Below are 13,673 nucleotides of genomic sequence, written 5' to 3' on the forward strand. Positions count from 1 at the left end.
GTGACCGTGCAGACTGTTCTGTATGCGCCTCCCCCGTTCGCGCCCGTCACGGCGGCTGCGCGGCCCCCGCAGCCTCGCCGGACAGCTCTTCGCCATGCAGGTCGTCCTGGTGGCGGTGGTGGTGCTGGGCTGCGTGGTTTTCGCGTACGTGAACGCCGGACGCCAGGCGGAGGAGACCGCGCGGCGGCAGGCGACCGCGGCGGCCACCGCCGTCGCCGACTCCCCGGCCGTGGTGGCCGCGGCCCGTACGAAGGACCCGACCGCCGCGCTCCAGCCGTACAGCGAGCGGCTGCGGCGGGACGCCGGGGTCGACTTCGTGGTGGTGATGGCGACGGACGGGACGCGCTGGACGCACCCGGAGCCGTCCGCGATCGGCGGGAAGTACCTCGGCCACATCGGGCCCGCGCTCCGCGGCGAGATCTTCCCGGAGACCCACCTGGGGGTGCTCGGCCCGTCCGTGCGGGTCGTCGCCCCGGTCCGCGACCCCGAGCGGGGCGGCAGGATCACCGCGCTGGTCAGCTCCGGGATCACCATCGCCACCATCAGCCAGCAGCTGCGGGACCAGGTCCTGGCGCTGGTGGGGGTGGCCGCGGCGGCGCTGGCGCTGGGCGGCCTGGGGACGTACGTGGTCAACGCCCGGCTGCGCCGGCACACCCACGGGATGAACGCCGCCGAGCTGGCCCGGATGCACGACTACCACGAGGCCGCGCTGCACGCCGTCCGCGAGGGGCTGCTGATGCTCGACGGGACGGGCCGGGTCGCGCTGATCAACGACGGCGGGCGGGAGCTGCTGGGCCTGACCGGGGACGCGGTGGGCCGGCCGGTCGACGGGCTGGGGCTGCCGGAGCCGCTGACCGAGGCGCTGCTGGCGGCCGGCCCGCGGGTCGACGAGCTGCACCTGACCGGCGACCGGGTGCTGGTCGTCAACTCCTCGCCGGTCTCCGGCGGCCAGCACCGCGGCAGCGTCGTCACCCTCCGCGACCACACCGAACTCCAGGCGCTGTCGGGCGAGTTGGACTCCGTACGGGGCTTCGCCGAGGCGCTGCGCTCGCAGGCCCACGAGGCGGCCAACCGGCTGCACGCCGTGGTCTCGCTGATCGAACTGGGCCGGGCCGAGGAGGCCGTCACGTTCGCCACCGCCGAGCTGGAGCTGGCGCAGGCGCTGACCGACCAGGTGGTGGCCGCGGTCGCCGAACCGGTGCTGGCCGCGCTGCTGCTGGGCAAGGCCGCGCAGGCCAACGAGCACGGCGTGGAGCTGGTCCTGACCGAGGACAGCCGGATCGACGACGGGGTGATCCCGCCGGACCTGCCCGCCCGCGACCTGGTCACGGTGCTGGGCAACCTCATCGACAACGCCCTGGACGCCGCCGCCCCGCCGCAGGAGCACGACGCACCGCCCCGGGTGCGGGTCACCGCGCGGGCGGACGGCGGCGAACTGCTGCTGAGCGTCACGGACAACGGTCCGGGGGTCGCCGCCGGCACCACCGAGGAGGTCTTCCGGCGCGGCTGGACCACCAAGGAGCGCACCGGCGGCGGCGCCCGGGGGCTGGGCCTGGCGCTCGTCCGGCAGGCGGTGCACCGCCACGGCGGCACGGTGCTGCTCGACCGGGAGCCGGAGGGCGGCGCGCGGTTCACCGTGCGGCTGCCGCTGCGGACGTCGGAAGGGGCGGTCCGATGAGCGCCGCCGAGGCCATCCGGGTGCTGGTCGTCGAGGACGATCCGGTCGCCGCGGCCGCGCACGCCCTGTACGTGGGGCGGGTGCCGGGCTTCGCGGTGTCCGGCACCGTGCACTCGGGCACCGGCGCCCGCCGCCACCTCGACCAGCACCCGGTCGATCTGCTGCTGCTGGACCTGTTCCTGCCGGACGGCCACGGGCTCCAGTTGGTGCGGACGCTGCGCGCGGCCGGGCACACCGCGGACATCATCGCGGTGACCTCGGCCCGCGATCTGGCGATGGTCCGCGAGGGCGTCTCGCTGGGCGTCGTCCAGTACGTGCTGAAGCCGTTCACCTTCGCCACCCTGCGGGACCGGCTGCTGCGCTACGCCGAGTTCCGCGCCACCACCGGGGAGGCCAGCGGGCAGGACGAGGTGGACCGGGCGCTGGCGGCGCTGCGCGCGCCCCAGCCGGCCGCGCTGCCCAAGGGGCTGACCCCGGCCACCCTGCGGGCGGTGACCGATGTGCTGCGGGCCGCCGCCGACGGCCTGACGGCGACCGAGGCCGCCGCGGACGTGGGGATCTCCCGGATCACCGCCCGCCGCTATCTGGAGCACCTGGTGACCGGCGGCCGGGCCGCCCGCGCCCCGCAGTACGGGCAGGTGGGCCGCCCGGAGTTGCGCTACCGCTGGTCGGGGCATTGACCCGGTGTGAGCGGTGAATTACGTTCAGCAGGCAGTAGGCCGTGGCTAGTTGACCGTGACCGGCCGGTCCGTGACGGGCCGGCCGCGGTTCGTGGGAGGTCGTGCCGTGCGCTCCACCAGCCCGCCGGGAAAGCCCCTCGCCCTGTTGACCGCCGCCGTGGTGGCCGCCGGCGTGCTCACCGCCTGCGGCGGCGGGTCCGGGGGCGATCCGAACACCGTCAAGGTCGCCTTCATCAAGGACACCAACAGCCGGGTGACGGTCCGGGACGACTATGTCGCCCTGGTGGCACGGCAGTTCGAGCAGGCGTACCCGGGCAAGAAGGTCAAGCTGATCCCGGTCCAGGCGTCGGAGAACGACTACTACACCAAGATCCAGCAGATGATGCGGTCCCCGAAGACCGCGCCCGACGTGGTCTACGAGGACACCTTCCTGATCAGCTCCGACATCACGGCGGGGCTGCTGCGGCCACTGGATCCGCAGCTCGCGTCCTGGGCCGACTGGCGGCAGTTCGAGCCGGCCGCGAAGGCCGCGGCCCGGGGGCAGGACGGGAAGACGTACGGCGTCCCGGACGGCACGGACACCCGCGGACTGTGGTTCAACCGGAAGGTCTTCGCCAAGGCCGGGCTGCCCGCCGACTGGCACCCGCGCACCTGGGACGAGGTCCTGGACGCGGCCCGCACGATCAAGCGGAAGGTGCCCGGGGTGATCCCGCTGAACGTCTTCACCGGCAAGGGCGCGGGTGAGGCCGCGGTGATGCAGGGCTTCGAGATGCTGCTCTACGGCACCGGGCCGGACCAGCTCTACGACCCGGCGGCGAAGAAGTGGGTCATCGGCACCCGGGGCTTCAAGGACAGCCTCCGCTTCCTCGACACCGTCTACAAGGAGAAGCTGGGCCCGGAGGTCTCCGACGCGCTCAGCCCCAACATCCAGACCAATGTGGCCGCCGAGCTGCTGCCCGAGCAGAAGCTCGCCATCGACCTCGACGGCTCCTGGCTCGGCCAGCAGTGGCAGCCGACCGGCGGCGGCAACCCGTGGCCGCAGTGGGCGGGGACGCTGGGCCAGGCGCCGTTCCCCACGCAGACCGGTGCCCCGCCGGGCCGGGTCAGCCTGGCCGGCGGCTGGACCTGGTCGATCCCGGCCCGGGCGCCCCGGCCGGAGCTGGCCTGGCAGCTGATCAAGACCTTCCAGACCCGGGCGCATGCGCTGGACTGGTGCCTGCGGGGCGCCCAGATCGCCGTCCGCAAGGACGTCGCGGCCGATCCGCGGTACCTGAAGGCGGTGCCGGGGGTCGGCTTCTTCACCGGGCTGGTCGAGGTGAGCCGGTACCGCCCCGCCCTGCCGGAGTACCCCAGGGTCGCGGCCGCGATCGGGGAGGCGACGGAGTCCGTCACCGCCGGTGACGCCACCCCGGAGCAGGCCGCCGCCCGCTACGACGACACGGTGCGCTCCCTGGTGGGCGGCGCGGTCGTCGACAAGCCGTGATGCGCCGCCTGCTGCGCTGGTCGCCGATGGCGCCGGCCACCGTGCTGCTGCTCTTCCTGGCCGGTCCGATCGGCTACTGCGGCTACCTCGCGTTCACCGACACCCAGCTCACCGGCCAGGCGTCGGCGTCCTTCGTCGGGCTGGCCAACTTCCGCCATGCGCTGGCCGATCCGGAGTTCCGCACCGCGGCACTGCTGACCCTGGTGTTCACACTGGTCTCGGCGGTGCTGGGGCAGAACACCCTGGGGCTGGCGCTGGCCGGGCTGCTGCGGCGGGCCTCGCGGCCGGTGCGGGCGGTGACCGGTGCGGTGGTGATCACCGCCTGGGTGCTCCCGGAGATCGTCGCCGGCTTCCTGCTCTACACCTTCTTCGAGCGGCGCGGCACCCTCAACGCCCTGCTGGCCTGGCTCCATCTCCCCGCCCAGGACTGGCTGTTCACCCTGCCGATCCTGGCGGTGTCGTTCGCCAACGTGTGGCGCGGCACGGCGTTCTCGATGCTGGTCTACTCGGCGGCGCTGGCCGGCATCCCGCAGGAGGTCACCGAGTCGGCGGAGGTGGACGGCGCGGGCGGGCTGCGCCGGCTGTGGCACATCACGCTGCCGATGATCCGGCGTTCGATCGGCACCAACCTGATGCTCAACACCCTCCAGACGCTGTCGGTCTTCGGGCTGATCTGGTCGATCACCCGGGGCGGCCCCGGCAACCGCAGCGAGACGCTGCCGGTGTTCATGTACGACCAGGCGTTCGTGAAGTCGCTGATCGGGTACGGCACGGCGGTGGCGCTGCTGCTGCTCGTGGTCGGTGCGCTGTTCTCCGCGGTGTACCTGCGGCTGCTGCGGGAGGAGGTCTGATGCGGTCCGGACGGCGGGGGTGGCCGCTGCCGCGCCGGGCGGTCCGGCGCCGGCTGGCCGCCGATGCCGCGCTGGCGGTGGTCGCGGTGGCGTTCGCGGTGCCGCTGGTGTGGCTGGTGCTGGCGTCGCTGGACGACCGGGCGACGCTGCGGGTGCGGCTCCCCGCCGCCCCGACGCTGCACAACTTCTCGGCGGTACTGACCGACGAGATCACCTTCACGCCGATGCTCAACAGCCTGCTGATCTGCGGCGGGGCGACGCTGCTGACGGTGGGCTGCGCGGCACTGGCCGCCTATCCGCTGTCCCGCTTCCGGTCCCGCTTCGCCCGGCCGTTCCTGCTGACCGTGCTGTTCTCGGCCTGTCTGCCGGTGACCGCGGTGATGGTCCCGGTCTACGCGCTGTTCGTCCGGGTGGATCTGATCGACACCCGCTACGGCACCGCGTTGTTCCTGGCCGCGGCCCAGCTGCCGTTCGCGATCTGGCTGACGAAGAACTTCATGGACGGGGTGCCGACGGTCCTGGAGGAGGCGGCGTGGACCGACGGCGCCTCCTGGTGGCAGACCCTGCTGCGGGTCATCCTGCCGCTGATGGGCCCCGGCCTCTCGGTCGTCGCGGTCTACACCTTCATCATGATGTGGGGGAATTTCTTCGTCCCGTTCATGTTGCTGCTCTCGCCCGAGCAACTTCCGGCGTCGGTCAGTATTTTCGCTTTCTTCGGGAATTACGGTGCGGTCGCCTTCGGGGAACTCGCCGCATTCTCGATCCTGTACTCGACACCGGTCGTCCTGCTGTACATCCTTATCTCCAGGCGCCTCGGCGGCGGCTTCACCCTCGGAGGTGCCGTGAAGGGCTGAGCCGCCGCAGCAAAGTGCCTGGCCAGCGGCATGATCAGCCGAGAATGGCGGGAAACCGCCGAAAGCTGGCCGGGGTCCGCCGGGCGCCCCGTAGCTTCCTCCAACCTGCAAACTTGGATATCCACACGATAGGTGCGAAGCCATCCCGTCACTTACCGTGTGCCGGTGAACACGCACGACGGGGATGCACGCAGGCCCCCCTTCAACGCCGCCGCCGCCCGTCGGCTGCGCGAGGCCCTGGGCATGACCCACGCGCATGTCGCCTACGGAATCTGGGCCGCCTACGGAATTCGGCTGGAACCCGCCGCGGTGGCGTCCTGGGAATTGGGGGAAAACACTCCCACCGAGGCCGAACTGACCGCGCTGGCGGGCGCCTTGTGGTGCGCCCCCGCCGAACTCATCGGCGCCCCCGGCACGCTCCGCGAATTCCGGCTGGCGCTCGGTCTCGCCCCGGCCGACCTGGCGCTGCGGATCGGCATGGACCAGGCGGCGTACGAGCGGCTGGAGGCCGGCGGGCGGTGGACCGGCACCGACCGGCAGGCCGCGGAGCTGGCGCAGGTGCTGCGGCTGCCGCTGCCCTCGCTGATCCGCTTCACCGGCCAGGAGGAGCGCCTGGTCGAGTTGCTGACCAGTGCCGCCACCATCCGCTGGCAGGGGTACGTCCGCCCGATCGGCAAGCTCGCGCCGGTGCCCAAGGAGCGGCTGCAGGAGGCCCTGCAGGCGCTGCACGAGGAGTACCACGCGACGATGACCGCCTCGCTGAGCTGGACCGGCGGGGACGCGCCGGACGAGGCCGGCAAGGCGGGCCGGGTCTTCCTCGACGGCATCGTGGCGGAGTTCTGGCGGCGGGTCGGCGAGCCGTCGCCCTGACCCCGCCCGGACCCGGAGCCGCCTCCCGCCCGGACCCGGTGCCGAGACGGACCCCGACGCGGACCCTGATGTGTCCGCGTCGGTCTGCGGGCGGACGGCCGTCCGTCCAGAGGATGACGCGGCCGCCGGGTGTGGCACTTCCGGCCGGTCCGGCTTTCGGTCCTTCCGGCCGAAGCCCGAGCCGACCTGCGGCGCCGAGGATGGGGAGGGCGTTTTCACGCCGTCCGCCGTCCTTCTCGTCCTCGTACGCCTCCCAGGAGTTGTGGTGCCGCACACCGCCGTCCCTCGTCCCGCCGTCCCCACCCGCACCACCACGGCCGTCGCCGCCCGGGCCACCGATCTGAGCAAGGTCTACGGCCAGGGGGAGACCCGGGTGGTCGCGCTGGACTCCGTCGACGTGGAGTTCGGCCGGGCCCGGTTCACCGCGATCATGGGGCCGTCCGGGTCCGGCAAGTCCACCCTGATGCACTGCATGGCCGGGCTGGACTCGGTCACCTCCGGCTCGGCCCGGATCGGCGACGTGGAGCTGGCCGCGCTGAACGACAAGCAGCTGACCCGGCTGCGCCGCGACAAGATCGGCTTCATCTTCCAGGCGTTCAACCTGCTGCCGACGCTGACCGCGCTGGAGAACATCACGCTGCCGATGGACATCGCCGGCCGCCGCCCGGACCGGGAGTGGGTCGACCGGGTCGTGGAGACGGTGGGGCTGTCCGGTCGGCTGAAGCACCGGCCGGCCCAGCTCTCCGGCGGCCAGCAGCAGCGGGTCGCGGTGGCGCGGGCGCTGGCCGCCCAGCCGGAGATCATCTTCGCGGACGAGCCGACCGGCAACCTCGACTCCCGGTCCGGCGCCGAAGTGCTGGGTTTCCTGCGGGAGTCGGTGCGGGCGATGGACCAGACCGTGGTGATGGTCACCCACGACCCGGTCGCCGCGGCCTTCGCGGATCGGGTGGTCTTCCTCGCGGACGGCCGGATCGTCGACGAACTGCCCGAGCCGACCGCGGACGCCGTACTGGACCGGATGCGGCGCTTCGAGGCCGCAGGCCGGACCAACTAGCCGCAGGCCGGACCAGCCAACCGCAGGCCGCACCAGCGCGGCCGCAGGCCGAGCGAGCCCGTCGCCGAGCCGTCCGCCCCACACCCGAGCCCCGGCCCCGTACCCAGGACTGACACACCACCATGCTCAAAACCGCCCTGCGCAACGTCCTCGCGCACAAAGCCCGTCTGCTGATGACCGCGCTCGCGGTCCTGCTCGGCGTCGCCTTCGTCGCCGGCACCCTGATCTTCAGCGACACCGTCGGCGAGGCCGTCAAGAACGCCTCCGCCAAGAACCTCAAGGACGTGGCCGTCTCCGTCCAGGCCGTCTCGGACCCCGACACCGGTGCCGGTCCCGGGAAGGACGGCAAGCGGACCACCGCCCTCGACGAGCGGCTGGCCGACCGGATCCGCGCCCTGCCGGGTGTGGCGTCCGTGCGTTCCGACGTCACCGGCGAGGCGACGCTGGCCGACCGGGACGGGGAGCCGATCGGCAACGGCTGGCAGAACCGCGCCGTCAACTACCAGCCGGGCAAGGACGGCAAGGACGGCCGCTACCGGCTGGTCCAGGGCCGCGGCCCGGCCTCCGCCGGTGAGCTGGCGCTGGCCGAGACCACCGCGAAGGCCGCGGGTGCGAAGGTCGGCGACACCGTGCGCTTCGCCACCGACGGCCCGGTGCTGACGAAGAAGCTGGTCGGCATCGTGGCGACCGACGACCCGGCGGTGACCGCGGGCGGCAGTCTGGCGCTGTTCGACACCGGCACCGCGCAGAAGCTGTATCTGCACCCCGGCCAGTTCGACGAGCTGGTGGTGGCGGCCGCCCCCGGCACCGACCAGCAGGCGCTGACCGCCAAGGTCCGCGCCCTGCTGCCCGCGAACCGCGCCGTGGCGACCAGTGGAAGTGAACTGGCCGCCGAGCAGGCCCGGATGATCGCCCAGCAGAACAGCGCGCTCAGCAAGACCCTGCTGACCTTCGCCGGGATCGCCCTGTTCGTCGGCGTCTTCATCATCGCCAACACCTTCACCATGCTGATCTCCCAGCGCAGCCGCGAGATCGCGCTGCTGCGCGCGGTGGGCGCGTCCCGCCGGCAGGTCGTGCGCTCGGTGCTCGTCGAGGCCGCGCTGCTGGGCCTGGTCTCGTCGGTCGTCGGCTTCGCGCTGGGCGCCGGGATCGCGGTGGGCCTGCGGGCCGTACTGGACGCCAACGGCGCGGGCTTCCCGGACGGCCCGGTGGTCGTCAGCCCGGCCGCGGTGCTCTCCTCGCTGGGCGTCGGTGTGCTGGTGACCGTCCTGGCCGCCTGGCTGCCGTCCCGCAAGGCGGCGCGGATCGCTCCGGTGGAGGCGCTGAGCAGCGTCGAGGCGGCGCCGGCCGCGCGCAGCCTGGTCGTCCGCAACATCCTCGGCGGGCTCGTCGCCGGCGCCGGTGTCGCCGTGATGCTCTGGGTCTCCACCCTGAACTCCGGCGACGATCTCCCGATCGCCATGGCGGGGTCGATGCTGACCCTGACCGGCGTGATCATCCTGGCTCCGCTGCTGTCCCGGCCGCTGGTCTCGCTGGCCGGCGCGGCCACCACCCGCCTCTTCGGTGTCAGCGGCAAGCTCGCCAAGGAGAACGCGCTGCGCAACCCGCGGCGGACGGCGGCGACCGGCTCGGCGCTGATGATCGGCCTGACCCTGATCACCGGGATGACCGTCGTGGGGCACTCCGCCCAGGTGGCCATGGACGAGATGGCGGGCAGCGCGCTGACCGCCGACTACCAGGTCAAGACGTCCACCTACGTCGGTCTGGACCCGAAGCTGTCGGCGAAGGTGGCCGAGGTCCCCGGCGTCGAGGCGATGGCCCCGCTCCGCGGCACGGGCTTCTCCACCGACGCCGGCCCCGGACGGGACAGCGGCTTCGGCTTCCTCCGCGGCACCGACCTCGACCAGATCGGCAAGGTCACCCGGCTCACCGTCACCCAGGGGTCGTTGGCCGCGGTCAAGGCCGGCGGTATCGCCGTCTCGGAGAGCGGCGCCAAGGAGCACGGCTGGCACGCCGGCGACACCGTGCGGGTCGAGTTCTACGACAAGAAGAAGACCGCGCTGAAGGTCGCCGCGGTCTACGCGGACAACGAGGCCCTCGGTTCCTCCTTCGCGTCCACCGCCCTGGTCGATCCGCACCTGGACCGGTTCCGCAACGACGAACTCCTGGTCAAGACGGCAAACGGCCCGTCTCCGGCCCTGGCCGCGGAGATCCGGCGGGCGCTCGGCGACAGCCCGCTGGTGAAGATCCAGAACCGCGACGACCTGCGCAAGGAGACCGCCGGGCAGATCGACACCATCGTGAACATGGTCTACGGGCTGCTCGGCATGGCCGTGATCATCGCGGTGGTCGGCGTGGTCAACACCCTGGCCATGTCCGTCTTCGAGCGCACCCGCGAGATCGGGATGCTGCGCGCCATCGGGCTGGCCCGCAGCGGCATCAAGCAGATGGTCCGGCTGGAGTCGGTGGTCATCTCGCTCTTCGGCGCGGTCCTCGGTATGGCCCTGGGCATCTTCCTGGCCTGGGCCGGCGGCAGCCTGGTCGGCTCGTCCTTCCCGACCTACACGCTGCTGCTGCCCTGGGGCCGGCTCGGCCTGTTCCTGCTGATCGCCCTGGTCGTCGGCGTGCTGGCCGCGGTGTGGCCGGCCCGGCGGGCCGCCCGGCTGAACGTACTGGAGGCCATCGGCGCCCAGTGAGGCACCACGACCACGAAGAAGCCGCCGGCGGCGCACCTCGGGTGCGCCGCCGGCGGCTTCTTCTGTCGGCGTCTGTCGGCGTCGACGGCGTCGATCGACGCCGATCGGCGTCAGAAGACCGACTCGGCCTCGTCCATGCGGTCCTCCGGGACCCGCTTGAGCTCGGTGATCGCGTCGGCCAGCGGGGTCATGACGATGTCCGTGCCGCGCAGGGCGGTCATCCGGCCGAAGTCGCCGCGGTGGGCGGCCTCGACGGCGTGCCAGCCGAAGCGGGTGGCCAGCACCCGGTCGTAGGCGGTGGGGGTGCCGCCGCGCTGGACGTGGCCGAGGATGACCGGGCGGGCCTCCTTGCCCAGGCGCCGCTCCAGTTCGCGGGCGAGCGCGGTGCCGATGCCGGAGAACCGCTCGTGGCCGAACTGGTCGATGGCGCCCTTCTTGTAGTCCATGGTGCCGGCGAGCGGATGGGCTCCCTCGGCGACGCAGACCACGGCGAACTTCTTGCCCCGGGCGAACCGCTCCTCGACCATCTTCACCAGGTCGTTGACGTCGAACTCGCGCTCCGGCAGGCAGATGCCGTGGGCGCCGCCGGCCATCCCGGACTCCAGCGCGATCCAGCCCGCGTGCCGGCCCATGACCTCGACGACCATCACTCGCTGGTGCGATTCGGCGGTGGTCTTGAGGCGGTCGATGGCCTCGGTGGCCACGCCGACGGCGGTGTCGAAGCCGAAGGTGCGGTCGGTGGAGGAGATGTCGTTGTCGATGGTCTTGGGGACGCCGACGACCGGCATGCCCGCGTCGGAGAGCATCCGCGCCGCGGTCAGCGTGCCCTCGCCGCCGATCGGGATCAGGACGTCTATCCCGTACTCGCGGGAGAAGTCCTGGGCGCTCTCGCACGCCTCGCGCAGCCGGGCGCGCTCCAGGCGGGCGGAGCCGAGGATGGTGCCGCCGCGGGCGAGGATGCCGCTGACCGCGTCCAGGTCGAGTTTGCGGAAGCGGCCGTCGAGCAGGCCCTTGAAGCCGTCCTCGAAGCCGATGACCTCGTCACCGTGGCCGGTGAGGGCACGGTGGACGACGGACCGGATCACAGCGTTCAGGCCGGGACAGTCGCCGCCTGCGGTGAGGACTCCGATACGCATCGTGCTGTGTCTCCTGTGCTCGCTGTTGGTTCGTGTGAGCCGGTCCGATTGTTTCACGTGTTCCGCGGTCCACCCCCGGGTCCGGCCGCGCGCAGGGGGCGACCCCCACTGTCCCCGCGCCCGACGCCACAGGGAAACTGGGAGAGCGACCTATCGATCCACGCAGGTATTGTCAAGAGGGGCAAGCCCACAATAACGGGTAATTTTGACCTTGTGAGCAGGGAAAACCCGCGAGCACGGACCCTCGCGGCCATCGACATGGACGGAGAGCACGCGTGACGCGCAGCGTGTACGTGACCGGTATCGACCGCGGCGACGGACGCCAGGTCATCGAGCTGGGAGTCATGGAGCTCCTGACCCGCCACGTCGACCGGGTGGGGGTCTTCCGCCCGCTGGTCCACGACGGACCCGACCGGCTGTTCGAGTTGCTGCGGGCCCGCTACCGCCTCACCCAGCCCGCCGACTCCGTCTACGGCATCGGCTACGCGGAGGCCGCCGCCCTCCAGGCCGAGCGCGGCACCGACGAACTGGTCTCCCGGCTCGTCGACCGCTTCCACGAGGTCGCCCGGCAGTACGAGTACGTCCTCGTCCTCGGCTCGGACTACGCCGACACCAGCCTGCCGGACGAGCTGGCGCTCAACGCCCGGCTGGCCAACGAGTTCGGCGCCGCGGTGATACCCGTCGTCGGCGGCCAGGGCCAGGACGCCGAGTCGGTCCGCGCCGAGGCCCGCAACGCCCACCGCGCCTACACCTCGCTGGGCTGCGACGTCGTCGCGCTGGTCGTCAACCGCGTCGCGCCCGGGCAGCGCACGGCCGTCGTGGAGCGGCTCGCCGCCCGGCTGCCGGTGCCCTGCTACGCGCTCCCCGAGGACGGCGCGCTCTCCGCGCCGACCGTCGGCCAGATCGTGCAGACGCTGGGCGCCGAGATCCTGCTCGGCGACGACTCCGGGCTCGCCCGGGACGCCCGGGACTTCGTCTTCGGCGGCGCGATGCTGCCGACCTTCCTCAAGGCGCTCACCCCCGGCTGCATGGTGATCACCCCCGGGGACCGCGCCGACCTGGTGATCGGCTCGCTCGCCGCGCACAGCGCCGGCGCCCCGCCGATCGCCGGTGTGGTGCTCACCCTCGACGAGCGGCCCGGCCCCGACATCATGGCGCTGGCCGCCCGCCTGGCGCCCGGCACTCCGGTCGTCTCGGTCCCCGGCGGCTCCTTCCCGACCGCCGCCGAGCTGTTCGCCGTCGAGGGCAAGCTGAACGCCGCCTCGCCGCGCAAGGCGGAGACCGCGCTCGGCCTCTTCGAGCGGCATGTGAACACCTCCGAGCTGACCGACCGGATCTCGGTCGCCCGCTCCGGCCGGGTCACCCCGATGATGTTCGAGCACGAGCTGATCGAGCGGTCCCGCAGCGGCCGCCGCCGGGTCGTCCTCCCCGAGGGCACCGAGGAGCGGGTGCTGCGCGCCGCCGACGTACTGCTGCGCCGCGACGTCTGCGACCTGACGCTGCTGGGCGAGGAGGAGGCGATCCGCAAGCGCGCCGCCGACCTGGCGATCGACCTGGCGGACGCCCAGATCATCGACCCGCAGACCTCCGCGCTGCGCGAGCGGTTCGCCGAGCTGTACGCCACGCTCCGCTCCCACAAGGGCGTCAGCTACGAGCTGGCCTACGACGTGGTCGCCGACGTCTCCTACTTCGGCACGCTGATGGTGCAGGAGGGCCTGGCCGACGGCATGGTCTCCGGCGCGGTGCACTCCACCGCCGCCACCATCCGGCCGGCCTTCGAGATCATCAAGACCAGGCCGGGCGCCCAGATCGTCTCGTCGGTGTTCTTCATGTGCCTGGCCGACCGGGTGCTGGTCTACGGCGACTGCGCGGTCAACCCGGACCCGAACGCCGAGCAGTTGGCCGACATCGCCATCCAGTCCGCCACCACCGCCGCCCGCTTCGGCGTGGAGCCGCGGATCGCGATGCTGTCGTACTCCACCGGCACCTCCGGCTCCGGCGCCGACGTCGACAAGGTCCGCAAGGCCACCGAGCTGGTCCGCGAGCGGCGCCCGGACCTGCTGGTCGAGGGCCCGATCCAGTACGACGCGGCGGTGGACGCGGCGGTCGCCGCGACCAAGCTGCCGGAGTCCGAGGTCGCCGGCAAGGCCACCGTGCTGATCTTCCCGGACCTCAACACCGGCAACAACACCTACAAGGCCGTCCAGCGCTCCGCCGGCGCGGTGGCGGTCGGCCCGGTCCTGCAGGGTCTGCGCAAGCCGGTCAACGACCTCTCCCGCGGCGCCCTCGTCCAGGACATCGTCAACACCGTCGCCATCACCGCGATCCAGGCCCAGGGCGCCCAGCCCGGCGCCGGCCACACCGCCTGACC

10 protein-coding genes are annotated in these 13,673 nt (G+C 72.6%); 9 read left to right on the forward strand and 1 reads right to left on the reverse strand.

Annotated features, from left to right (window positions below; translation table 11 throughout):
- Nucleotides 1-22 precede the first annotated feature (22 nt).
- From CG747_RS01390 to CG747_RS01425, 8 genes are all read left to right on the forward strand, one after another.
- A complete protein-coding gene (locus CG747_RS01390) occupies nt 23-1,678 on the forward strand; it encodes an ATP-binding protein (protein ID WP_100599722.1) in 1,656 nt (551 codons plus the stop codon).
- Nucleotides 1,675-2,358, forward strand: coding sequence for a response regulator (locus CG747_RS01395; RefSeq protein WP_100599723.1), 684 nt, complete (start codon nt 1,675-1,677; stop codon nt 2,356-2,358). Before CG747_RS01390 ends, CG747_RS01395 begins: the two co-directional genes overlap by 4 nt.
- A 106-nt stretch (nt 2,359-2,464) precedes the next feature.
- Nucleotides 2,465-3,841 (forward strand): extracellular solute-binding protein, encoded by a 1,377-nt coding sequence (locus CG747_RS01400; protein ID WP_100599724.1) that lies wholly within the window; start codon nt 2,465-2,467, stop codon nt 3,839-3,841.
- Nucleotides 3,841-4,692: a carbohydrate ABC transporter permease gene (locus CG747_RS01405; RefSeq protein ID WP_100599725.1), complete on the forward strand. Its 852-nt coding sequence runs from the start codon at nt 3,841-3,843 to the stop codon at nt 4,690-4,692. Before CG747_RS01400 ends, CG747_RS01405 begins: the two co-directional genes overlap by 1 nt.
- The gene (locus CG747_RS01410) at nt 4,692-5,546 is read left to right on the forward strand and encodes a carbohydrate ABC transporter permease (RefSeq protein ID WP_100599726.1); all 855 of its coding nucleotides are present in this window, start codon (nt 4,692-4,694) and stop codon (nt 5,544-5,546) included. The genes CG747_RS01405 and CG747_RS01410 overlap by 1 nt, the downstream gene beginning before the upstream one ends.
- Nucleotides 5,547-5,705: 159 nt before the next feature.
- A complete protein-coding gene (locus tag CG747_RS01415) occupies nt 5,706-6,416 on the forward strand; it encodes a helix-turn-helix transcriptional regulator (protein ID WP_100599727.1) in 711 nt (236 codons plus the stop codon).
- Between the two features lie 265 nt (nt 6,417-6,681).
- The gene (locus CG747_RS01420; protein ID WP_100599728.1) at nt 6,682-7,470 is read left to right on the forward strand and encodes an ABC transporter ATP-binding protein; all 789 of its coding nucleotides are present in this window, start codon (nt 6,682-6,684) and stop codon (nt 7,468-7,470) included.
- 122 nt (nt 7,471-7,592) lie between these two features.
- On the forward strand, nt 7,593-10,166 hold the full coding sequence (locus CG747_RS01425; RefSeq protein WP_100599729.1) for an ABC transporter permease: 2,574 nt from the start codon (nt 7,593-7,595) through the stop codon (nt 10,164-10,166).
- A 110-nt stretch (nt 10,167-10,276) separates the two neighbouring features.
- On the opposite strand, the gene CG747_RS01430 is transcribed toward CG747_RS01425, so the two are convergent.
- Complete coding sequence (locus tag CG747_RS01430) at nt 10,277-11,302, reverse strand: ATP-dependent 6-phosphofructokinase (RefSeq protein WP_100599730.1); 1,026 nt, start codon at nt 11,300-11,302, stop codon at nt 10,277-10,279.
- Between the two features lie 275 nt (nt 11,303-11,577).
- On the opposite strand from CG747_RS01430, the gene pta reads away from it, so the two are divergent.
- A complete protein-coding gene (gene pta, locus CG747_RS01435) occupies nt 11,578-13,671 on the forward strand; it encodes a phosphate acetyltransferase (RefSeq protein WP_100599731.1) in 2,094 nt (697 codons plus the stop codon).
- Nucleotides 13,672-13,673 lie beyond the last annotated feature (2 nt).

It is taken from the genome of Streptomyces sp. CB02959 (assembly GCF_002803155.1).
In the GTDB taxonomy this organism is placed as follows: domain Bacteria; phylum Actinomycetota; class Actinomycetes; order Streptomycetales; family Streptomycetaceae; genus Streptomyces.

Excerpts from the sequence above, each read along its gene's own strand:
- CG747_RS01390 (WP_100599722.1), top strand. The coding sequence starts at position 23 with ATGCGCCTCCCCCGTTCGCGCCCGTCACGGCGGCTGCGCGGCCCCCGC.
- CG747_RS01395 (WP_100599723.1), top strand. The coding sequence starts at position 1,675 with ATGAGCGCCGCCGAGGCCATCCGGGTGCTGGTCGTCGAGGACGATCCG.
- CG747_RS01405 (WP_100599725.1), top strand. The coding sequence starts at position 3,841 with ATGCGCCGCCTGCTGCGCTGGTCGCCGATGGCGCCGGCCACCGTGCTG.
- CG747_RS01410 (WP_100599726.1), top strand. The coding sequence starts at position 4,692 with ATGCGGTCCGGACGGCGGGGGTGGCCGCTGCCGCGCCGGGCGGTCCGG.
- CG747_RS01425 (WP_100599729.1), top strand. The coding sequence starts at position 7,593 with ATGCTCAAAACCGCCCTGCGCAACGTCCTCGCGCACAAAGCCCGTCTG.
- CG747_RS01430 (WP_100599730.1), bottom strand. The coding sequence starts at position 11,302 with ATGCGTATCGGAGTCCTCACCGCAGGCGGCGACTGTCCCGGCCTGAAC.